Source organism: Dyella choica, from assembly GCF_003977665.1.
Classification (GTDB): Bacteria; Pseudomonadota; Gammaproteobacteria; order Xanthomonadales; family Rhodanobacteraceae; genus Dyella_B; species Dyella_B choica.
Genome location: NZ_RYYV01000005.1, coordinates 268,284 through 291,070 on the forward strand (window position 1 = coordinate 268,284; position 22,787 = coordinate 291,070).

The 22,787-nt window shown below is 61.9% G+C and carries 15 protein-coding genes; 6 read left to right on the forward strand and 9 right to left on the reverse strand.

Going from position 1 to position 22,787, the window contains the following annotated elements; genetic code table 11:
• Window positions 1-18 precede the first annotated feature (18 nt).
• From EKH80_RS08875 to EKH80_RS08885, 3 genes are all read left to right on the forward strand, one after another.
• The gene (locus EKH80_RS08875; RefSeq protein WP_126684369.1) at window positions 19-4,155 is read left to right on the forward strand and encodes a hypothetical protein; all 4,137 of its coding nucleotides are present in this window, start codon (window positions 19-21) and stop codon (window positions 4,153-4,155) included.
• A complete protein-coding gene (gene prmC / locus EKH80_RS08880) occupies window positions 4,145-4,984 on the forward strand; it encodes a peptide chain release factor N(5)-glutamine methyltransferase (protein WP_126684370.1) in 840 nt (279 codons plus the stop codon). The genes EKH80_RS08875 and prmC overlap by 11 nt, the downstream gene beginning before the upstream one ends.
• 103 nt (window positions 4,985-5,087) lie before the next feature.
• Window positions 5,088-7,409 carry a TonB-dependent receptor gene (locus tag EKH80_RS08885; protein ID WP_126684371.1) on the forward strand — a complete coding sequence of 774 codons (2,322 nt, stop codon included), beginning with the start codon at window positions 5,088-5,090 and terminating at the stop codon, window positions 7,407-7,409.
• A 323-nt stretch (window positions 7,410-7,732) separates the two neighbouring features.
• Here EKH80_RS08885 and EKH80_RS08890 read toward each other — a convergent pair whose 3' ends face one another.
• The 3 genes from EKH80_RS08890 to EKH80_RS08900 all read right to left on the reverse strand — a co-directional run bounded on the left by EKH80_RS08890 (window position 7,733) and on the right by EKH80_RS08900 (window position 13,029).
• A complete protein-coding gene (locus EKH80_RS08890; RefSeq protein ID WP_126684372.1) occupies window positions 7,733-10,333 on the reverse strand; it encodes an MMPL family transporter in 2,601 nt (866 codons plus the stop codon).
• A gap of 178 nt (window positions 10,334-10,511) precedes the next feature.
• A complete protein-coding gene (gene dxs / locus EKH80_RS08895; protein ID WP_126684373.1) occupies window positions 10,512-12,302 on the reverse strand; it encodes a 1-deoxy-D-xylulose-5-phosphate synthase in 1,791 nt (596 codons plus the stop codon).
• Window positions 12,303-12,429: 127 nt separating this feature from the next.
• On the reverse strand, window positions 12,430-13,029 hold the full coding sequence (locus tag EKH80_RS08900; protein WP_126684374.1) for an HNH endonuclease: 600 nt from the start codon (window positions 13,027-13,029) through the stop codon (window positions 12,430-12,432).
• Window positions 13,030-13,284: 255 nt separating this feature from the next.
• Between EKH80_RS08900 and EKH80_RS08905 the strand changes: the two genes are divergently transcribed.
• Together EKH80_RS08905 and EKH80_RS08910 are read left to right on the forward strand one after the other, a co-directional pair.
• Window positions 13,285-14,046 (forward strand): SapC family protein, encoded by a 762-nt coding sequence (locus EKH80_RS08905; RefSeq protein ID WP_126684375.1) that lies wholly within the window; start codon window positions 13,285-13,287, stop codon window positions 14,044-14,046.
• Between the two features lie 104 nt (window positions 14,047-14,150).
• Window positions 14,151-14,498, forward strand: a complete 348-nt coding sequence (locus EKH80_RS08910) for a GFA family protein (RefSeq protein WP_126684376.1) — start codon at window positions 14,151-14,153, stop codon at window positions 14,496-14,498.
• A 27-nt stretch (window positions 14,499-14,525) separates the two neighbouring features.
• Here EKH80_RS08910 and EKH80_RS08915 read toward each other — a convergent pair whose 3' ends face one another.
• The 6 genes from EKH80_RS08915 to EKH80_RS08940 all read right to left on the reverse strand — a co-directional run bounded on the left by EKH80_RS08915 (window position 14,526) and on the right by EKH80_RS08940 (window position 21,763).
• Window positions 14,526-14,978 carry a c-type cytochrome gene (locus EKH80_RS08915; protein ID WP_126684377.1) on the reverse strand — a complete coding sequence of 151 codons (453 nt, stop codon included), beginning with the start codon at window positions 14,976-14,978 and terminating at the stop codon, window positions 14,526-14,528.
• Complete coding sequence (locus tag EKH80_RS08920; protein WP_126684378.1) at window positions 14,975-16,582, reverse strand: flavin monoamine oxidase family protein; 1,608 nt, start codon at window positions 16,580-16,582, stop codon at window positions 14,975-14,977. Before EKH80_RS08920 ends, EKH80_RS08915 begins: the two co-directional genes overlap by 4 nt.
• A gap of 138 nt (window positions 16,583-16,720) precedes the next feature.
• On the reverse strand, window positions 16,721-17,194 hold the full coding sequence (locus tag EKH80_RS08925; protein WP_126684379.1) for a GNAT family N-acetyltransferase: 474 nt from the start codon (window positions 17,192-17,194) through the stop codon (window positions 16,721-16,723).
• A gap of 180 nt (window positions 17,195-17,374) precedes the next feature.
• A complete protein-coding gene (locus EKH80_RS08930; RefSeq protein WP_126684380.1) occupies window positions 17,375-19,336 on the reverse strand; it encodes a CocE/NonD family hydrolase in 1,962 nt (653 codons plus the stop codon).
• 125 nt (window positions 19,337-19,461) lie between these two features.
• Window positions 19,462-21,237, reverse strand: a complete 1,776-nt coding sequence (locus tag EKH80_RS08935; protein ID WP_126684381.1) for an acyl-CoA dehydrogenase C-terminal domain-containing protein — start codon at window positions 21,235-21,237, stop codon at window positions 19,462-19,464.
• A 28-nt stretch (window positions 21,238-21,265) separates the two neighbouring features.
• Window positions 21,266-21,763, reverse strand: a complete 498-nt coding sequence (locus EKH80_RS08940; RefSeq protein ID WP_126684382.1) for a hypothetical protein — start codon at window positions 21,761-21,763, stop codon at window positions 21,266-21,268.
• Between the two features lie 263 nt (window positions 21,764-22,026).
• On the opposite strand from EKH80_RS08940, the gene EKH80_RS08945 reads away from it, so the two are divergent.
• Window positions 22,027-22,506, forward strand: a complete 480-nt coding sequence (locus EKH80_RS08945) for an SET domain-containing protein (RefSeq protein ID WP_126684383.1) — start codon at window positions 22,027-22,029, stop codon at window positions 22,504-22,506.
• The last annotated feature ends 281 nt before the right edge of the window (window positions 22,507-22,787 follow it).

A 22,787-nucleotide genomic window follows, 5' to 3' on the forward strand; every position in this document is an offset into this window, starting at 1 on the left:
ACTTGACAGGGGAAAGCCATGCGCCAGAGGAAATGGATGTTCGGCCTGCTACTTGTCGCGGCTGCGGCCGCGCACGCACAGGACATGCCGAATGCATTGCGCGATTGGCAAGGATGGGTGCTGCACGACAATCCACAGCACGGCTGTCCCTTCCTGGCCAATAGCAGCCCGAATGCCGGCAGTTATCAATGCGTCTGGCCGGGCCGCCTGGATGTACAGGCAGGCAAGGATGGCGGCCGCTTCAGTCTCGATGTGCGGATGGATGCGCCGGCTTGGGTGGAGCTTCCCGGCGACGAGCAAGCGTGGCCGCAGCAGGTGATGGCGAACAACAAGGCCTTGCCGGTGTTGAGTCGCGATGGTCATCCTGCGCTGTGGCTGGAGCCTGGCAGCTATACGGTGCACGGCAATCTTCCCTGGGATTCGCGTCCCGCCCGCTTGCGGGTGCCATCGGCCATAGGCCTGGTCTCGTTGGACTTGGATGGTCATGCGGTTGAACGCATCGAGCGCAATAGCGATCAACTGACGCTGGGCGAAGCGGCTGCGGCGCAGCGCCAAGCGGACGCGCTTTCGGTGCGGGTGTACCGGCATCTTGCCGACGGCATGCCGGCCATGCTGGAGACGCAGGTTCAATTGAATGTGACCGGTAGCGCGCGTGAGCAAGTGCTGGGACCGGCATTGCCGAAAGGTTTTGTCGCAACTTCGCTGGAGGGTGACCTGCCTGTGCAATTGGACGGCGACGGACGCCTGCGCCTGCAATTGCGTCCCGGGCAATGGACAGTAACGCTTGCTGCGCGTGGTGTTGACACCTTGCATGCGGTGAATCTTGGTTCGCCCGTGGAGCCATGGCCGAAGCAGGAGGTGTGGAGCTATAGCGATGCCCCCCAACTGCGCAACACGCGCGTCGACGGCCATGTGACTGATGCCGGGCAGGCGGGTGTTCCCCCGGAGTGGCGCGAGCTGCCGGCCTTCGCGCTCGACCTGGGTCATGGCCTGACGATCGAGCAGGGCCTGCGGGGGGGCGAAGGCGGAGCCAGCGAACAGATCCGTTTGCAGCGGCATATGTGGCTGGATTTCAACGGACGCGGCCTCAGCATCAGCGATCATCTCACCGGTAAATTGCAACGTACGCAGCGCCTGGATGTCGTTGCGCCTTGGCTTGTGCAACGCGCGACACAAGGGAGCGCTCCGCTGCTGATCACCCGGTCGGGCGATGGGCACACCGGTGTGGAATTGCGCGATGCGCAGCTGGATCTGCGCGCAGGACTGCGCATCGACCAGCGCGGGGGCGCTTTGCCAAGCACCGGCTGGCAGATGCCGGTGGAAGATATCGATGCCGTCCTGCACCTACCCTATGGTTATCGATTGCTCGGCGCGAGCGGCGTGGATCGTTCGCCGGATTCGTGGATCGGGCAGTGGACCCTGCTGGATCTTTTCATCGTCGCCTTGATTGCGCTGTTGGCGGGGAGATTGCTCGGATGGCGTTGGGCGGTGCTGGGCGGGTTGTTTCTGATCCTCTCGCAGCATGAAGGCGGGGCACCGCGCTGGACATTGGGCCTGGCGCTGGCGTTTGCCTTGTTGATGCGCGCATTGCCGGCAGGGAAGCTGCGGCAGTTTGCGCATGTCTTCGCGTCTGCTGCCTTGGCGTTAGCGCTGTTGTGGACTTTGCCGTTCGCCAAGACGCAACTGGAGTTTGCCTTGCATCCACAGCTCGAGGGCAGCAGCGGCAATGCGGCGTTGGGAGCGGTGGCCGACTTGGCACGTGCACAGAAGCAGGAAGTGAAATCGATGCCAGCGCCGCCCCCACCCCCACCTCCCGCGCCGGTGCAGGAAGAAGTCGTTCAGGCGGAAGCCCCTCCGCCTGTTTCCGAAGCTGAGCCGACTGCCTCCAATGCGCCCTCTTCAGCGGTGCAGCATTCGCTGGTACTGAATTCCGTCACCGTAACCGCAAACAAAATGCTGGATAACCCTGTTGCTACCGAAATGGACAGCCGCAGCATCATCCAGGCCGGCGCCGGCGAGCCGAGCTGGAACGTCGACAACAATTACCACTTGGGCTGGTCCGGCCCGGTCACGCCAGCACAGACCATGCGACTGATCATTGCTCCGTCCTGGCTCGTTCGGTTGTTGCGCGTGGCCATGCTTGCGTTGCTGGTTTCGCTGCTTGGGCGGATGGCGCGCGATTTGATCAAGCCGGCGGGCACGGTCGGAAACTGGCGCCCATGGCGTGCAGCGGCAGCATCGTTGCTGCTGGGATGCTTGCCGCACTTCGGGCATACCCAGGCCACACCGAGCCCGAATGTGCTGAGCGAATTGCGCAGCCACTTGCTGGAACCGCCAAAATGCGCACCGTCCTGTGCCGGGATCGCTGCGGCAACGTTGCACGTCGCGAACGACCAAGTCACTCTGGATCTGGAAACGCACGCAGGTGCAGCCATCGCCGTGCCGATGCCACGAACCAAAGCGGAGCTGCAGTTGGTCGATGCAAAGGTGGACGGGCGAACCGACGCCACGCTGGCCAAACGTGATGACCTGCCATACGTTCGGCTGGAGCCTGGCGTGCACCACCTGGTATTGAGCTATCGCATACAGCCGGTCGACAGCGTTACCTTGAACTTTGCCCTGCGCCCGCAATGGATCACCTTCATTGGCGATGGATGGACGCTTGATGGCACGCACGGCAACCGTCTGCTGGGTGACAGCATCACGCTCAATCGCGTTCGTACATCTGCGGATGGCAAGCAGGCCGCGCTGCCGCAGCAGGCGTTTCCACCTTACGTCAGCGTCGCCCGCGATATCGTGCTGGGAGTGGACTGGACGGTCGTCAATACGGTTGAGCGCGTTGCTCCCAGTGAGGGCGGCTTCACAGTCGACATCCCCTTGCTCGCGGGCGAGCACCCGCTGGGTGATGGTGAACGCGTGCATGATGGACGGATCAGCGTCACTTTTACCGCCGGACAAGCCGAGGCGAGCTGGAGCAGCCGCCTGGATCACTCCGATAGCGTACTGCTCAAGGCGCCGTCGCTCGACCAGCGCGCGGAAACCTGGCAACTGCATGCGGCGCCGATCTGGCACGTCGAGGCCAAAGGCTTGCCGGTCAACGACAACAGCAATGGGCTGAGCTTCGAGCCGCTGCCGAACGAAACGCTGCAACTTTCCATCCATCGGCCCGCGGCAGTGGACGGCGATAGCCTGGCTTTCGACGGCGTAAGCGCAAGCTCCAATGTCGGCGATCGTGCCACTGAAACGACGTTGGCGCTTACTGCACGCAGCACGCGCGGAGGTGAGCATGAAATTACGCTGCCTGCCGGAACGGAACTGCTTGAGGCAAGGCGGGATGACGACTCGCTGAGCCTTGCCATGCGCGACGGCAAGCTGAGCCTGCCGCTGTTGCCAGGCAAGCACGGGTATTCCCTGCGCTTGCGGGTCCCACGTGGTATCGGTGCAAGCGCGGTCTCTTCCGCCATCGGCCTCGGTGCGCCTTCCGCCAATATCGCACTGAGCTTGCAGTTGCCACAGGACCGCTGGGTCCTGTGGACCTGGGGGCCGAGCTCCGGTCCCGCAGTGCTCTATTGGTCGCAACTGATCGTGCTGCTGCTGGCGGCATGGCTGCTTGCTCGCTACGCGCCGACGCCATTGCGTTTTCATCATTGGTTATTGCTGGGGCTTGGCTTCTCCGCGTTCGCGTGGACAGCGTTTGCGTTCGTGGTGCTTTGGCTTATCCTGCTGGGGTTGCGCGCACGTCACGATGCGGCGCTGACCGGGTTCGCAACGGTGAAATTCAATCTGCTGCAAGCCGCGTTGGCGGTGGTTACATTGCTTGCGCTGATCACGTTGATTTCAGCCGTACCCAAAGGCCTGCTCGGTCTGCCCGATATGCACGTGGCGGGTAATGACTCCACGGCCTGGAGCTTGAATTGGTTTGCGGACCAATCCGGCAACGCCCTGCCGAATGCGGGCGTGATCAGCGTATCGCTGTGGTTCTACAAGATTGCCATGCTGGCATGGGCCATTTGGCTGGCCAATGCATTGATCGGCTGGCTGCGCTGGGGCTTCGAAGCGTGGACGAAGGGGGGCTATTGGCGCAAGCGCGAGGCGAAGCGACCGGTGCCGCCATTGCCGGCTGAGCCTGCGGCGGGCGCTCCTCGTGAAGGCTGATGTCCGTAGTGCGTTGGCCGAGGCCACGCGTCGACTAGGTGATCGCATCGACGCGGAAGTGCTGCTCGCCTATGCCCTGAACAAGCCGCGCAGCTGGCTGTTTGCGCACGCTGACGATGAGCTGGTGCCGGAGCATCTGTCGGCCTATGCGGTGCTGATCGAACAGCGCGAAGCAGGCGAGCCGGTGGCCTATATCACCGGCCGCCGGGGTTTCTGGTCGCTCGATCTGGAGGTGACGCCCGAGACGCTCATCCCGCGTCCGGAAACCGAGCTGCTGGTAGAGCAGGCACTAGAACACCTGCCGCCCGATAAATCCTGCCGTGTGCTGGATTTGGGTACCGGCTCAGGCGCGATAGCCCTGGCTATTGCGTGCGAGCGCCCTCGAGCGCAGGTGATCGCGACTGACGTCAGTGCCGACACGCTCGCGGTAGCGCAGCGCAATGCACGGCGCCATCACCTTGCCAACATCGGTTTTTTGCAAGGCGACTGGTTTATGCCGTTGGACAGCTGTCCATTCGATGTGATCGTTTCCAATCCTCCCTATATCGAAAGCGGCGACCCACACCTGCAGCAGGGTGATTTGCGTTTCGAGCCGATCCGCGCCCTGGCATCGGGGAGCGACGGGCTCGATGCCATTCGACGCATCGTGCGTGATGCCGCGCTTCACCTTGTGCCTGGCGGATGGCTTCTATTCGAGCATGGTTGGAATCAAGGAGAGGCTGCTCGTGAATTGCTTCATCACGCAGGTTTCGTGGAGCTTTCAACCATGTGCGACCTCGAGCAACGGGATCGCGTCAGCGCCGGTCGATGGCCGCCTTGCGCGGATTGATCTTCGGCTTGAAGTTAGGCGTACACTCCATCCGTAGATAAAGCCCGGAATCCTGCGGCGCATCCGGGCATAAACGATTCTTGTCTGTCCCGGACATATCGCCATGAAACTTCGCCGTTTCGTCATCGCCATTCGCTCGCTGATGCCTTGCAGGCTGTCGCAGTTGATTCGCATGTTGCTGATGGCTTTCGCTGCCCCAGCAGCGATTGCGCAAACCAGTACGCCGGCGGCATCTTCAAGCACCACGGCGCCACCATCCGCTTCAAGCAGTGGCCGGCCAGCAGTGACACTCAGTGAAGTCATGGTCACTGCGAACCGTCGCCGAGAGCCGCAACGTGATGTACCTATGCACGTTGACACAGTACAGGCAGCAAGCTTGCTGCAACTGGGCGCCAAGAATCTCAACGATTACGTGTCCTATCAGCCCGGAGTGTTCTTTGCGAGTGCGGGTGGCACGGGGCAGGGCGAGTTGGTGATGCGCGGCGTGTCGACCGGCAACCAGACCAGCCCGACGGTGTCGCTATATATCGACGACGTTCCCGTCGGAGGCAGTACGGTATATGCCGCCGCAGCCACGTTTCTATTCGATCCGGCCTTGCTCGACCTCGACCACATCGAGTTCCTGTATGGGCCTCAGGGCACCTTGTATGGTGCAGGTTCGATGGGCGGCCTGGTGAAATACGTGACGACCAAGCCTGATCTCAGCGGCTACTCGGGCAATGTGGGCGGGGATGTTTCCAATACGAATCGCGGCGGCGCCAGCTATTCCGAACATGCATCGCTCAATATTCCGCTGATGAAAGACAAAGCTGCGCTGCGCGTGTCCGCTGTGGACCAGCATATTACCGGCGTGTATCGGGCCGTAGGCGAAACTCCGGCAGGCGGCGCCGACCGCACCCACACCAAGGGTGTGCGCGTGCAATTGGAAGTCGATCCGGTCGACAAGCTCAGCTTGAACGTGACCGCGATGGCACAGAAGATCGCTGCGGATGGATTATCGATGGGTGACTTCAGCCTGCAGGGTCAACCTATTTCGGGCGGCCCGTACAATCGTGCCCTCAATCACCGAGAACCATTCACGCAGACCTTGCAGCTGTACTCTTTTCACGCCGGTTATGAATTCGATTGGGGCACGGCGGACTGGATCAGCTCCTACCAGAGCTTCGTCAATCACAGCGTGCAGGACTATCCCGATTCGTTTCTCAGTCTGCTGAACCTGATCGGTCCCTTGTTCGGCGTCGATCAGCCGCTGGCTTCGCTGTACGTCGACTCACAGTACACCGTGCACAAGATTTCGCAGGAGATGCGGCTGACCTCGCGCAAGAACGATAGATTCGATTGGCTGTTGGGTTTGTGGCTCAATCGCGAAGACGTGTGGGAGCAATACGTGTTGCAGGGCGATAATGTATCGTCGCCCGGCGCTACTGGGTTGATCGCGCAGGCCGTCAATGCACGTTTTTCGGAATATGCAGGCTACGGCGATCTCACCTGGTACGTCGGCCCCACCCTCGATCTCACCGTCGGCGCTCGAGCCAGTGGCAACACCCAGCGACTTTCGAATTTCGAGGACGGACCGTTTGCCGGCAGTCCAGGCGGTTTCCGCGAGCACAAGAAGAGCCAGGACATAACCAAGATGGTCACGCTGACCTGGCACCCCACCAGGGAGGACAGCTTCTACATGCGCGCCTCGACCGGGTATCGTCCGGGAGGCCTGCAGGCGCCGTTGCAGAGCACGCTATTGATACCGAATCCGAGTGCCACCAATAGCTTCGGTTCCGACAACCTGGAAAGCTATGAGCTGGGGTACAAGAGCAGTCATTTGGATGGCCATTTGAATGTGGGTGTCGACGGTTACGACATCGAATGGCATCACATGCAGCTCTACACCTATACGCTGGGCAATACGATCATCCAGAACGCAGGCGATGCTCGCGTCAAGGGTATCGAAATGCAAGCGAATTATTCCAAGGGCTCGTGGCAGCTGGGCGTATCCGGCGCCTACACCGATGCATTTACCAACAACGGCGCGCCGCAATTGGGAATTCAACCGGACGCGCGGTTGCCGTATTCGGCCCGTTGGACGGGCACGGTAAGTGGCAAGTACCAGTTCAAGCTTGCCGCAACGGACGCTTACGTCGGCGCGGCGGTGCGTGGTTCCAGTCATCGCAATGCCGGTTTTGACGGTGATACCAGCGATCCGAACTTCAAGCTGCCGGGCTTCATGTTCCTGGACCTCAACATGGGCGTGAACCTGCGCAGCGGCGCGAATTTCGATTTCTACGTGCGCAATGTGTTCGACCGGCGGCTGCCGATTGGTACCTTGAACGACGAGGCGGTGAATTTCCTCGCTACGGTGGGCGGACCGATGCTGGTGCAGATGTCTACGCCGCGGACGGTAGGAGTGGCCTTCAACGTACCGTTCTGATGCGAAAGCCGCAGTTGCCCTTGTCTGGGTTCGGGCAGCTACGGCATTTGATGGTCATGGCTATTGCTCAGCCGGAAATCGATCTCGCGGAGGGAGTTGATGTTTTCTCCCGTGAAGGTGATCTTGCTGCCCGGCTTAGCATGACTTGGATTCACCGTAGCATGGGTTGCCATAGCGGTGTCCTCGTCTTTAGGTGGACGCCTGGCGGGAATGCCAAGCGCGCGAGCAGTACCACTCTGGCTATGAAACATGCGTCAACATCAGGTGAGGCAGGAGTTTCGCGTGCGATGCGTGTGATGTGAGTTCCCAAAACGGCGTTATGTCTAATGCCCGGTTCCGCTGATCCGTGACGGGGGCTTGATCGCATAGAGCAGGGCCGGCAGGAAGATGAACGTGGCCAGCAGGACCGCCACCAGGCTCACCAGCAGCATGCGTCCCATGCTGGCCATGCCCAGGTCATGTGACAGCGCAAGCGAACCGAACGCAGTGCCGGTAGTGAGTGCCGAGAACAGCACGGCGCGAGCGGATGCCGAACTCACGAACCGTCGCATGCCCGCGCGCCAATTCATCACGAAGTACACGTTGAACGATACGCCTACGCCCAGCAGCAGCGGCAGTGCAATGATGTTGGCGTAATTCACCGCCATCCCTGCTACGCGTGCGAGCAACGCGGTGAGCAGTGCAGACATGGCAAGCGTCAGCAGCACGATGCTGGCGTCTTTCAGCCGGCGGATCACCAGCATCAGCACGACGGCAATGGCGACGATCGCCAATATGGCAGCCTGCTTGAACGCTTGCATGATGGTGTCGGCCGAGGCGATGGTGGTCACGGCGGGACCACCTGCCTCAGGCGCAACCCGCTGCACGGCTTCGACGAACTTGCGCAGGCCGGCCGTATCCTGTTCATTGACGGTGGGCGACACCTGGATGCGCACCTGGCCGTTCGGGCTCACCCAGTCACGCTTGATCGTTTCAGGCAGGGATTGGAGCGTGACACCCTTGGCGTTCAATGCATCGCGCAGGCTGTCCAGCTGCTTCGGCAGAAAGCGGCTCACCGCTGCATTCATCGCCATCAGCCGGTCGTCCGGTGCCTTGGCGAGCTTTTGCAGGGCGCTCTCGATGCTGCGCAGCGGCGAATCGGCCGTCATTTCCGGTTTGGCGTCGTTGATGGCATCCAGCGTGTCGCTGATGGCCGAGCGCAAGGCTTGCGCCGTTACCGGCGGTGCCGAAGGGTCGACATCCAGCGACGGCAGCATCAACACCTGTGCCTGGTTGAGCTGATCGAGCGATGCTTGCTGATCGGCCGGTACGAAGGTGGCAGCGGAAATGACGCTGGATACTTCCGGCAGCTTGGACAACTTGTCCGACAGCGTACGCGCGGTGTCCAGCTTGGGCACCGTGATGTTGATATTGAATGGATTGGTGACTGGGTTGTCGGCCAGGCTGCGCAGCGTGCGCATCGGCTCGGAATTCGGATCCTGCGTATTGAGCGGATTGGCGTCGAACGGCATGCGCACGCCCGCCACCAGTCCGGCGATGCCCAGCAGGGCGAATGCGACCAGCACCGGCTTGTAGTGGCAATGCAGCAGGGAATCGAGCTTTGGGCCGAACGGCAGCGACAATTCCTTGCTCTGGCGCGTGGGCTTCATCAGGATCAGCAAGGCGGGCAAAAGCGTAAGCGTGCACACCAGGGCGATGCCCATGCCGACGCCCGCAATGGTGCCCAGTTCCGCCACGCCGACGAAGCTGGTCGGCGAGAACGCGAGGAATCCGCAAGCGGTGGCAGCCGCGGCCACGGCGATCTGGCTGCCGGATACGCGTGCACCTTCGGCCAGCGCCACGTTGATGTCGTCATGCAGCATGCGTTGCTCGCGCAGGCGCACGGCAAACTGGATGCAAAAGTCGACCGCGAGACCCACGAACAGCACCGCGAACGCCACCGAGATCACGTTCAAGGTACCCACTGCCAGCGCGGCGAAGCCGGTGGTCAACGCAAAGCCGACCAGCAGCGTAAGCAGGATCGGAATGATGCGGCGGAACGAATGCATCGCCAGGTATAGCCACAACGCGAGCAGGAACAGGCTGACCACGGTGCTGGCGACGATGCCCTTGGTAAGCGCGCCGAATTGGACGTCGGCTAGGGCAACTGAACCGGTGTAATCGACATGCACCCGGCCGGCCTTCACGTCCGGCAAACCTGCGGCGACGCGATCCAGCGCCTGCGTGGCGGCAAGACCGGGTTGCAGCGAACCGTCTTCGAGTACCGGATGGGTGAGCACGAAGCGCACGTTCTGCGGCTGCTGCGTGATGTCCGAGCCGAGCAGGCTCTGCCAGGAGAGCGGCGTGGGGTGAGCGTCGGCGGCGTTGTTCAACACCTGGGTCAGCTGGTCGAGGGCCGGTTTATAGGGCGAAAGGTCGGCATGCTGGATGCGCACGCCCGCTGCCATCAGCGACACGCCGTTCAGCAGGCCGCGCGCGGAAGGGTCGGCTGCGAGCGGGCCAAGCAAGGGTTGCGCGTTCATCAGCGAGCCGAGCATCTTGTTCAGATCGTTCGGGTCGAGCAGCAGCAGGCCTTCCTGGCAGAAGAAGGGATCCGCATCGGGCCGGCTCACGTCGATGAAGTGCTTTTTGTCGGCGGCCAGCGTCTTGGCCAGCTCCGCGGCGGTCTCGTCGGACTCCTCCGGCGTTACGCCACGCACTACGACAGCCAGCACGTTGTTGAACTGTGGAAATTCGCGGTCGAAGGCTATCGCATGCTGGCGCCATGGCAGCGTGATAGCGAAGAGGTTGTCGGTATTGGTATCGACGCTCAGACGCTTGGCCGCGACCCAGACACCGAGCCCGGCGAGAGCGAAGAAAACCAGCACCACGGCGATGGCGTAGCGGCGGCAGAATTGGACCAATCGAACGATGAACTCGGTCACGGGCTCAGCCGCTCCTCAAGTCTGTATGAAAAACGTTAAGGATAATGCATAACGCGCAGCTTTCCCTTAGGCGCAGGTAACTACTTCATCTGTCTGAGGGCGGAAGGGGCGTGGAGCAACCCAGTTGGAGGGGGCCTCCTCCCCCCCCGCCAGACAGGGGAAAGGGACGGCGGCGGGATTACGCGCTCGCCAGATTCATGGCGACCGCCTGCGGAAAGCGTCCCCGAATGGCCCTGCGTATAGCCGGCAAATCCAGCCCGGCGGCGCTCAGCACTTCGTCGCGGCTGCCGTGCTCAAGGTAGGCATCCGGCAGCCCCAAGTGCAGGATCGGCAGGTTCACGCCGTGCGCCGCCAGGCATTCGGCAACGCCCGAGCCGGCGCCGCCGGCCACGGCGTTGTCCTCGATGGTTACGAACGCGTCGTGGCTGTTCGCCAGTTCCAGCAGCAGGGCTTCGTCCAGCGGCTTGACGAAGCGCATGTTGACCAGGCTGGCGTCGATTTCGGCAGCGATCTCGGTGGCCGGCGCCAGCATGGCGCCGAAGCTCAGGATCGCCAGGCGGCGGCCCAGGCGGCGCACTTCCGCCTTGCCGACGGGCAGCGTATCCAATGTTTTGCGCACCGCCACGCCAGGACCGCTGCCGCGCGGATAGCGAATCGCCGCCGGCCCGGCATGACGAAAGCCGGTGGTGAGCATGGCGCGGCATTCGGCCTCGTCGGCGGGCGCCATGATCAGCATGTTCGGCAGGCAGCGTAGGAAGCTCAGGTCAAAGCTACCCGCGTGGGTGGCACCGTCGGGCCCCACCACGCCGGCGCGATCGATGGCGAAGGTCACGTCCAGGTTTTGCAGCGCCACATCGTGGATGGCCTGGTCGTAGGCGCGCTGCAGGAAGGTGGAGTAGATCGCCACCACGGGCTTGGCGCCTTCGCAGGCCATGCCGGCGGCTAACGTTACCGCATGCTGTTCGGCGATGGCGACGTCGATGTAGCGATCCGGATATTCCTGGGAAAAACGCACCAGCCCGGAGCCTTCGCGCATGGCAGGGGTAATGCCGAACAGGCGCTCGTCCGCCGTGGCCATGTCGCACAGCCAGTCGCTCAAGACGTCGCTATAGGTGGGCTTGCCGGGACCGGCTTTCTTCACTACGCCGGCGATCGGGTCGAACGGGCTGACGGCGTGGTATTCGATCTGCGCCAGTTCGGCGGGAGCGTAGCCCTTGCCCTTGGTAGTGATCACGTGCAACAGCTGAGGGCCTTTGGCGCCCTTCAGCGCGCGCAGCACTTCCAACAGCTTGGGGACGTCGTGTCCGTCGATCGGGCCGGTGTAGCGAAAGCCCAGTTCCTCGAACATGGTGCTGGGCACGGCTACGCCGTCGTCGCGTTTTTCCAGGCGCTTGGCGAGGCCGCCCACGTTTTCGCTGATCGACATGCCGTTGTCGTTAAGCACCACCAGCAAGTTCGCGCTGAGGTCGCCGGCATGATCGAGCGCCTCGAACGCCATGCCGGCCGTCATCGCGCCGTCGCCGATCACGGCCACGAACTTGCGTGTTTCACCCTTGTGCTGTGCCGCGATAGCCATGCCCAAGGCGGCGGAGATCGAAGTGGAGGAGTGGCCCACGCCGAACGTGTCGTACTGGCTTTCCTCGCGGCGGGGGAACGGCGCCAGGCCGCCTTTCTTCTTGATGGTGGTGATGCGGTCGCGACGGCCGGTGAGGATCTTGTGCGGGTAGCACTGGTGGCCGACGTCCCAGATCAGCCGGTCGTGAGGCGTATCGAATACGTGGTGCAGCGCCACCGTCAGCTCCACCACGCCCAGTCCGGCGCCGAAATGGCCGCCGGAGCTGGCCACGGCCTCGATCAGGTAGCGGCGCAATTCGTCCGCGACGGCGGGAAGCTGGGCATCGGGGAGCTGGCGCAGGTCGGCCGGGGAGTCGATCGCGGCGAGGTAGGGGTAGCGGGAGAGGTCGATCATGGGCGTATTGTGCCCCTCCCGACACATTTTCTCTCCCTCAGGTGCGTAGGCTGGAATGACCATCCCAGCTTTTCACGCGACGTCCCGATGCTGGGATCGCCATCCCGGCCTACGCATTGCGGGGGAGCTACACCAGTGCTTCGCGCCGATGCCGTGGCAGATGGCTCACCAGAAACTCCATCTGGTCCGCCAGGATGTTGCGGTTGGAGAGGATCAGGTGCTCCACCCAGCTGGGCCGGTACGGCACCGCAAGTAGCGGCATGTTCGCTTCCTGCGGCGTGCGGTTGCCCTTCTTCAGATTGCAGGCCAGGCAGGCACTGACCACGTTTTCCCATTCGTCGCGGCCACGCTTGGAAATCGGCAGCACGTGGTCGCGGGTCAGTTCGCTGCGAATGAAGCGCACGCCGCAGTACAGGCACAGGTAGCGGTCGCGACTGAACAGCGCAGCGTTGGTGAGCGCAGGAGCAGGGTCGATGGCGTGATCGCGGCAATGCCCCCGGCTGGCGACGATCGGGTGCAGATCGATTCGGCTTTGCGCGCCCAGATCACGGTTGTGGCCGCCGTGTACGGTGAGGCAGGGGTCGCCCAGGGTCCACGCCACGGCGTCGCGGACATAAAGGCACACCGCGTCTTGCCAGCTGATCCAGTCCAGAATCCGGCCCGCGGCGTCCAGAGACAGCACCCGGGTCGAGTTCAGGTCGCCCCTATGTGGCACTTCCATAAGCATGCGTTTCGTCCTTCACCTATAGCGAAAGAGCGTCTTCACCAATGCAATGGCGCTCGGTTTTTCCGCAGCATAGACCAAATTGATTGCAAATCGCATGCAATCGGTGGTGGGCCCGCGGAAAAAACGCCCGTGGCGCCAACTCGCCCTGGAAATCCTGCGCTGATATAGTGGCCGTTCATCTGTAGACCCGACGCCGGGCTTGGGAGGGGGAGCCGTGGGTGGCGACCCCGGCACGGTGGGGCAGAGGTAAGTAACGTGGCTGAAGTACTTTTCTATGAGCGTCCAGTTCCGCTCAACCGCACCGTACACAAGGATCTGCGCATCAAGGGGCTGCAAAACCTCAAGTTTGCGCACAACGTGCATTCTGTGCCGTTGACGTGCACGGAATTCCCCGTCACGGCTCGCGACATCCCGATCCTGTTCGCCGGTCCCGACGAGGTCACCGCCGGCCCGATGGCTCTGCTGGGCCTGCGCCAGAACGAGAACCTGTTTCTCGACGGCGAGGGCCATTGGGCGCCGGGCGTGTACATTCCTGCCTTCGTGCGCCGCTATCCGTTCGTGCTGGCCGAGAAGCCGCCGGGTGCGGAAGGCGATGACTTCACCGTGTTCCTCGATGAAGCCTATGAAGGCTTCAACAGCGCCGAAGGCGAGCGCCTGTTCAAGGAAGACGGCACCGAGACCGACATACTGAAGAACGCCGTGAATTTCCTGGGCGAATTCCAGCAGCATGTCGCGCGCACCAAGCAGTTCATGGAAGACTTGCGCAAGCACGACCTGCTCGAGCCGCGCAACATTCGCCTGGAGCGCAACGGCAATGTGATCAACCTCAACGGCCTGTACGTGGTCAGCGAGGAGAAGCTGCGCAAGCTCGATGTGGAAACCACCCACCGCTTCCTCACCGATGGCACGCTGGGCTGGATCTACGCCCACCTGCTGTCGCTGATGAACATCGATCGCGTGGGTCAGCGCCTGGCGCAGATCGAGGAAGCCGAAGGCGTCAACGCCACCAAGAACTGATCGGCTTCGCGCTAGCGATCATGAAAAAGGCCACCCCATGGGTGGCTTTTTTTCAGCTGTCCCAATCACCCTAGTATCGTCAAATCAAAGCATGGAGCATGGTCATGAACTATCACGGCAGTTGTCACTGCGGGCGCATTGCCTTCGAGGTCGAAGGCGAGCTGACGCAGGCGATGGAATGCAATTGCTCGCACTGCATTCGCAAAGGGTTTCTGTTGTGGTTCGTGCCGCGTGAACAGTTCAAGCTGCTTACGCCCGAGGCGGACATGTCGGTCTACAGCTTCAACAAGCATGTGATCCGGCACCATTTCTGCCCGACGTGCGGCTGTGCGCCGCTGTGCTTTGGCAACGCGCCGGACGGCAGTGCCATAGCAGCTGTCAATGTGCGTTGCCTTGAACAAGTGGAGATTGCGAACCTGAAACGGGTGCCGTTCGACGGGCGCAGTCATTGAAGTTGGTTGGGGTTCGTACACCCCAGCCTACGGTTGTTTTGCGGACGCGGTTTGAGGGTGCATGGAGGCTACTTCGGCAGCCGTAATGCTGTTCGTGTAGTGGTTGCCGAAATGCGTTCGTACGTAATTGACCAGGTCCGCAATCTGCTCGTCCGTGAGTGTCGCATCCTCGAAGAAGTTCTTGTGGTCCGAAGGCCGCACTTCGAACGAGGGCATATTGTGCCGGCCGAACAGGACCACGGCCGCCATGTATTGCGGCGATCCGAGTTTCGAATTGCCCGCCAGCGCGGGGTAGGTTCCCGCGCCGGTGGCGCCCTTGGCGTCCGGCATGTGGCAGCCCTGGCAAATGGCGTGGAAGACGGCTTCGCCGTTTGCGTTCCTGAGTGAGGCGTAGGTGTAGAGCGGCTTGCCGGAGGACTGGGCCCGGACACAACTCGTGCATGCGAGCAACAGCGCAACGATACAAAGCAATGGTTTCATGCCGTACCTCCCGCAACAACGCGCTGATGAATGCGGGTAATCACGTCCAATGCCGAAGTCACCGCGCCTTCCTGCCAGGCGGGCAGATAGGAGGCGTGTTCTCCCGCCAAGGCGATGCGCCCATCGATCTGGCACAGGTTATCGTAGTGCTTGTCGCGCAATTCGTCGGTCCAGGTCGCGAAGCAGCCCAGGGTGTAGGGCGCGCGATGCCAAGCCACGGCTACGCCGTTCTCGAACTCCTGCCGGTATTGGGGATGGATCTGGCTGCCGTATTCCACCACCCTGCGTACTCGTTCTTCAGGGCTCATTGCGGTGAACTGATAAGCGTCCAGGCCATACAGATAAGCGCCCAGCAATACGCCCTTGCCAGGGCGATTGAAGTCGCAGCTGGGGTAGGCGATGGTGTTGATGGGCAGATCCGTCAGCGTAATGCCCCCGTAGATGTCCTCGTCTTCTTCCCAGAAGCGACGCTTGAATTGCAGACCGACTTTCACGGAAGCGGCATAGGGCACGGCGCCGATCGCTTCGGCCATCGGCGCGCTCACATTCATGGGAATCTGGCTGAGGATGGACAGCGGAATCGTGCAGATGCACCAATCCGCACGTGCCGATTGGACATGACCGGAACGGCGCGCATCTTCGTAGCTTACGGTCACGCCGCCTTGGTCCTGGTGGATGGCTGTGACCTTGGCGTTGTAGCGAATCACCCCTTCGAGTTTGCGCGCGAAGGCTTCGCCGATGCGCCCCATGCCGCCGACAGGTTGCAGCAGGGAGGTCTGGAATTCATAGCCTTCGCCATCGCTAAGGCCGGACCATAGATGCGAGCCGAGCACATCATGCAGCGACAGCGGTTGCGAATCCAACGGTTTGGCCGACAGTCCGCCACCGGGTTCTTTGTCGTAGCCGCGTCGATTGCTGGTGCCCGGACCGGCGACGTAGGCGTATTTCTCGTCGAGTGCACCCCATTGACGCAGCGATTCGAGCAGCAGCGCCTGGTCTTCCCGGCTGACTTGCGCGTCAAGCTTGCTTTGCTGCGTCGCCTTGGCGAGCAGTTCTGCAAGGTTCCCGCGGTAGTCCGCGTTGACGGTGCGAAAACGCTGCGGCTTGCCTCCAAAGGCCTTGGAGCTGTGCAGGTAGGCATTGTGGTTGACCTGCACGAACGGTTCGAGCGGTATGTCGAGTTTCTTGCAGTAATCCAACAAGCCACGATGATGGTAGGGGATACGCCATGGGCCCGGATTGATGTAGTGGCCGCGATCGAACTGGCAATGCTGGGTAAAGCCGCCGAGTTCCGTATAGGTGTCGCCGCCTCGCAGTGTCCAGTTCCGGCCGCCGGCGCGGTGGTTGTATTCCAGCACCTGCACCTTGTAGCCGGCCTGGCGCAATTCATACGCCGCCACCATGCCGGCCAGGCCTGCACCCAGGATCAGCACGGATGCACCGCGTGGCGTCCCTTGCAGCACGGGCGTTCCCTGGTAAGGCGATTCAGCCGCGTGGCCGAGTCGGTTCATCACCGCATACATCGCCGCGCCGCCTGCGCTGAGCCCGACCAGGCGCAACAGGTCGCGACGCGTCATCGAAAGCCGGGAGTCTTCCCCTTGCATGGCTAGCCTCTTGTCATCGAGCAATCAGCAAAGCGTATTTGGGGAAGCTCGGACAGTGACATAAGACACGGTCCTATAGGGGAACACGAAATGCCTTGGCTGCTTCGTCGGTGCGGGAATGAGAAAGCTTCGCTGTGCTTAATGCACCGGCTTCGCCATGCGCAGCAGATCAAGGTTGTACCCTGCCGCTTCGTACAACGCCCGTGCCCGCTCATTGCCGGGAAATACCGCCAGCGTCACCAGTTGGCACTGATGCTCACGCGCCCATCCCTCCGCATGCTCGATCAATGCCTTGCCCACGCCCTGGCCCTCGTGGCGAGGTGCCACGGCGAGGTCGGAGATATGGCAGTTGGCCCGGCCGGTGAAGTAATCCAGGGTTTTCTGCAGATGGATGAAGCCTACGCGTTCGCCATCGTCGTTTTCGGCAACGAACACGTAGCTGTTGGAAGGCTGGTCATCCAGGTGGCGGCTGAGGTCCTTGCGGATGCCCTCGATACACTCGTGCCGCTTGCGCCAGGCGGGCAGGGTGAAATCCACGAAGCGGGGAACCAGGCCGAGGATGAAGTCGTCGTCATCCTCGGCCAGACGAATAAGATAGTGGCTGTCGCTCATGCATCGGCCGGTCGATAAGAACGGGTAAGGGCGGTTCTACACCCAACCGGGGCGTGGGTGGAAGACCCTCGGCATACATCTTTCGAATGCAGGCCCGAATGAGCTACGTAGGCTGGGGGGGCAAACCCCAGCATTGCCATGCACGCGGCCCTCCCTTGGAACGAGAGGGCTGCATGGTGCTCAGTTACCCGTGACTGGTAGCGAGATGTAGCTGGCCAGTTGCGCCGAGTGATAAACCCGCTGCGTCGCCGGCTGATAATCCGCCGGCCCGGCCAGGAAGATATTCGGCACGAAGGTCTGCGGATTGCGGTCGTACAGCGGAAACCAGCTCGATTGCACCTGCACCATCACGCGATGGCCGGGCAGGAACGCATGGTTTGCGGTCGGCAGATCGAAGCGATAGCTGAGCGGCTGGTTGGCGGCAAGCGGCTTGGGCTTGTCATAGCCTTCACGGTAGCGGCCGCGGAAGATGTCCATCGACACGGCCAGCTGATAGCCGCCCATTTCCGGCTGTTCGGCTACCTGGTCGGGGTACACATCGATCAGTTTCACCACCCAGTCGCTGTCCGTACCGCTGGTGGATGCCGCCAGGTGCACTACCGGCGTGCCGGCGATGGTCAGCGGCCGTGTCAGCACGTCGGAGACATAGGTGAGCACGTCCGTGCGACCAGAGGCCTCGCGCTGGTCGTCCACCAGCCATTGCGGCCAGGTGAGGCCGTTGTCGTAACCGACGGGCTGGATCGGGCGTGCACGGAACGGGATGGGATGGGCGGGGTCGGAGATGTATTCGTCATACGCATTGCCGGCGCCCGGCGCGCTGAAGCCCAATTCATGGCTCGTTTGCAGGTATAGCGGACGACTCTTCGCGTTGCAGCCCTCCTCGCAGGCAAGCGGCCAGCGACCAAGGCGCTGCCATTGATTGCTGCCCGTCTGATAGGCCGTTACCGGTGCGATATCCACCTTCGGCGCTCCGTCTTTAAGGTACTGCGCCAGGTAGGGGCGCAGGATGTGCTCGCGGAAATACTTGGCCGTATCGCTACCGAAACGAATCGCGCCAAGCGAGCTTGCTTCGTCGATCTCCTGGCCGTGATGCCACGGCCCCATCACCAGCTTCACCATGTCGCCGTGCCTGTCCTTCGGCTTGATGGCGCGGTAGACGGCGATGTCGCCGTAGATGTCCTCCTGGTCCCACAGGCTGTGCACCAGCATGGTGGGCACTTTCAGCGGTTGCGCGGCGAGCACTTTGTCCATCGCCTGATCGCTCCAGAACGCATCGTACGCCGGATGCGCAGTCAGCTTGTTCCAAAAACCCAGCTGCTGCATGCCGTACTGCTTGCCCATCTCGCCGGCGGACACGTAGTGCATGAACAGGTCGTAATCGTCGTGGAAGCTGCTCCACCACTTGTAATAGTTGTCGCGGCTGGCCGACTGCTCGTAAATGTAGGCCATGTTCTGCAGGCGGAACGCGCCATGATGGAACCAGTCGTCACCCATCCAGCCATCCACCATCGGGTTCATGGGTACCGCCACCTTCAGAGCCGGATGCGGATTCACCAGCGACATCAAAGGTTCGAAGCCGTCGTAGGAAATACCGATGGTGCCCACCCGGCCGTTCGATTCGGGCACGTTCTTCACCAGCCAGTCGATGGTGTCGTAGGTATCGGTGGCGTCATCGACCTGCGTGGGATTGAGCGTGCCATGGATCGGCCGGTTCATGACGTAATCGCCTTCGGAACCGTACTTGCCGCGGATGTCCTGGATCACGCGGATGTAGCCGTCCTCCACGATCACGTCGGTGGCGTTGTCGTAGCCTTGCAGCATCGGGCCAAGATGGCCGCTCATGACATGATGGGTAAGCGCTTTGGCGTCGTAAGGTGTGCGCGTGAGCACCATGCCGGCACGCTGCGTACCTTTGGGAATCAGGATCACCGTATTGAGCTTGACACCGTCGCGCATCGGGATCTTCACGTCGCGCTCGACATAGTCGAAGCTTTCGCCGGCCGGTTTGAATTGCGCCGGCGTTTCGCTGGGATAGTCGGGGTATTGCGGCTTAGGCGTGTCGTCCATGGCGAGTGCGGCGCCGCTCAGGCTGAGCAGCAGGGCGAGCAGGGCGGTGTGGGTTCCGCGTACAGTGATCTTCATGGTGACTCCCCGTTGGATAAGCTTCCCTAGACTAGCGGGAATGGGGAGCGTAGGTTGGCGTGCAAACCCAGTCTGCGCGTCGTCGAAATAAAAACGCCCGGAGGTCCGGGCGTTTTGTGCGAGCTTTATGCAATGGACGGAAGCGTTTCGATTCCCGCTTCGATCGCCGCCTTGTGCATATGCGTGCGCGGTAAAATACGCGCGAAATAGAATGCCGCCGTATCCCGTTTCGCCTGCTTGAATGCCGGCTGCTGCGTACCCTGCTCCAGCGCTGCCGTGGCGCGAGCCCAGAAATAGGCAAGCGTGATGTAACCGCTGTAGTAGAGATAGTCGTTGGCCGCCGCACCCAGTTCTTCCGGATTCGACTGGACGCGTTGCGCCAGCTTCAGCGTCAACTCGCCCCATTCCTTCGCCAGCACGCCGAGTGGGCCGACGTAAGCCTGCAAGGCCTGATCCGCCGCATGCTGTTTGCAGAATGCGGCGACCTCACCTAGGAAATGCTGCAAGCCAACGCCCTTCAGCTGCAGGATCTTGCGTCCAAGCAGGTCCGCGGCCTGGATGCCGGTGGTGCCTTCGTACAGTGTGATGATGCGTGCGTCACGCACGAATTGCTCCACCCCGTTCTCCACGATGAAGCCGTGACCGCCGTAGACCTGCAGCGCTTCCTTGGTGCATTCCTGCGCCAGCTCGGTGACCACGCCCTTGGCAATGGGGATCAAGAAAGCGAGCAGTTCGCCGGCTTTGCGTCGCTGTGACTCGTCCGCGCCGCGCGCTTCGATGTCGGTCTGCAGTGCGGCATACAGCAGCAGCATGCGCGAACCTTCCACCAAGGCGCGCTGGGTCAGCAACATGCGCCGCACATCCGGCTGCACCAGCAGGTTATCGGCCGGCTTGTCCGGGAACTTCGCGCCGGAAAGGGAGCGCGACTGCAGGCGCTCGCGAGCATAGTTCAGGCTGTTCTGCCACGCGCGTTCGGAAAGCGCGAGCCCTTGCACGCCGACCGACAGGCGCGCGGCATTCATCATGGTGAACATGGCGGCCAGGCCCTTGTTCGCTTGGCCGATCAGGAAACCTTCCGCCTCGTCGAAGTTCATTACGCAGGTGGCGGAACCACGAATGCCCATCTTGTGTTCGATGGCGCCTGCGTACACGTTGTTGCGGTCACCCAGAGAGTCATCCGCGTTCAACTTGAACTTCGGCACGATGAACATGGAGATGCCGCGGCTGCCGGCTGGTGCATCGGGCAGGCGCGCGAGCACCAGGTGGACGATGTTTTCGGCGAGGTCATGGTCGCCTGCACTGATGAAGATCTTGGTGCCGGTAAGCTTGTAGCTGCCGTTGGCGCCGGGCTCGGCGCGCGTTTTCAGCAGCCCCAGGTCGGAGCCGGCCTGAGGTTCCGTCAGGCACATCGTGCCGGTCCAGCGACCGGCCACGATGGGTTTGAGGTAGGTGTGCTTCTGTTCTTCGGTGCCGTGCAGCTCCAGCGCGTGGCAGGCGCCTTCGGACAGCAGCGGATACAGGCTCCACGACAGGTTGCCGGACTGGAACAGCTCGGTAGTGGCGATACCCAGCACCGAGGGCAGCGCCTGGCCGCCGAACGCTTCGGCCATGGTGAGCCCGGCCCAGCCGCCTTCGGCGAACTGCTTGAACGCTTCCTTGAAGCCCTTGGGCGTGGTGACGGCACGGCTGACCTTGTCGAAATGGCAGCCTTCCTCGTCGCCCGACGCGTTGGTCGGCGCAAGCACTTGCTCGCTCAGCCGGCCAGCCTCTTCCAATACCGCGTCGAGCAGGTCACGGGTGTGGCCTTCGCCGCCTTGCAGCCTGGTTAGTACGGACTCCGCGCCGAGCACGTCGAAAAGTGCAAAGCGCTGATCATCGAGCGGGGCCTTATAGAGCGTCATGGCTAAATCCTTCGTAAGACTTGAGTCGTCAGCGGAAAGTGTTGGGGATGCCGGGAACCGGCGACAGGAAAGAGTTGCTGTTGAACGGGAAATCGCGTGGATTCTTGTTGTCCGGATGGTCTTCCAGATCGGGTACGCAGTGCACCGTGCCGGTCAGTGCATAAGCCAGAGAACCGGAACTGCCCTTGGCAGCCACCTCATGCAAGGCCTGGTTCATGGCCGGCGTCGGCAGCACTTCCACCTGCACCACGTCGCCGGCGAAGGAGGGCACATCCAGCTCAAACTTCGCGTGTACTCGCACCGGGATGCCCTGCGCCACCTGCAGGCTGCCTTCGAGCGACTGGTAATCCATGCCGGTGTAGCTGTTGTTCTGGATGCGCAGGGAAAGCTGCCAGGCGCCATCGGGTAGCGCACGCATCTGCTGGATGGTGATCGTGGGCGGGAACACGCTCTGCCGTTGCGGTCCGCAGGCCGTCAGCAGGGTTGCCAGCAGCAGAAGGGCCAGTCCGTGGAGCAGTCGTTTCATGGAAGCACCTCAAACGATTGTTTGAATATAGCAGGGAATGGGAGGGGTGGGTGGGGCAGCGCAATACGTAAAGCGTTTGAAACAGAAAGGCTTATACCGAAGGAAGGCGGCCAAAGGTATGCCCGGTCTTGCCATCCGCGATGGACCGCTTTCAGGGCGAAGGGAGCGTTGTGCACATCCCCCCTCGGTGCCTGCGGTTCCCAACGTCATACGGAGCAGGCATCATTGGTGGTTGCATTAACTCTCATTCCACACGGTCATCCATGTCCCGTCGCATCGTTGCTCGCCGCTCCCCCATCCACGGCAATGGCGTATTCGCCGTCACCCCCATCCAGAAGGGTGAAGAAATCATCGAGTACAGGGGCACGCTGATGACCCATGACGAAGCCGACGAGATGTACGGCGACGGCGGCGAAACAGGCCATACCTTCCTGTTCACGCTCAATGACGACTACATCATCGATGCCAACCGCAAGGGCAACGTCGCGCGTTGGATCAACCATAGCTGCGCCCCCAACTGCACCGCCTTCGTGGTGGAAAACGAAAGCGGCAATGCGCGCAAGGACAAGGTGATCATCGAAGCCAAGCGCAACATCAAGGCGGGTGAAGAGCTCACCTATGACTACGGCATCGTGCTGGAAGTGCCGCATACCGCGCGCCTGAAGAAAAAGTGGGCGTGCCTGTGCGGTTCGCCCAAGTGCACGGGCACTCTGCTCAAACCCAAGCGCGCCAAGAAGGGCTGATCACGCTAGTCGCGAGTTGGATGATGTATCGGCGTTCAGCAGGGCGTTGATCGAGTTTTTGGTAATTTGATCGGCAGGGCGAGGGCTTGGGCAGGAGACCATGCCTGTCTGATGCCTATCCGTGGCAAGCGTAGCTGGGATGCGAATCCCAGCATGGCCATCCATTCGAAAGCTGGGATCGTCATCCCAGCCTACGCCAGCTGGGATGGCGAGCGGAAAACGTGGGGTAGGTCAGCTCCAACCTTTTCTACGCGGCGCGGGAATAATGACCCGGTTGAAAG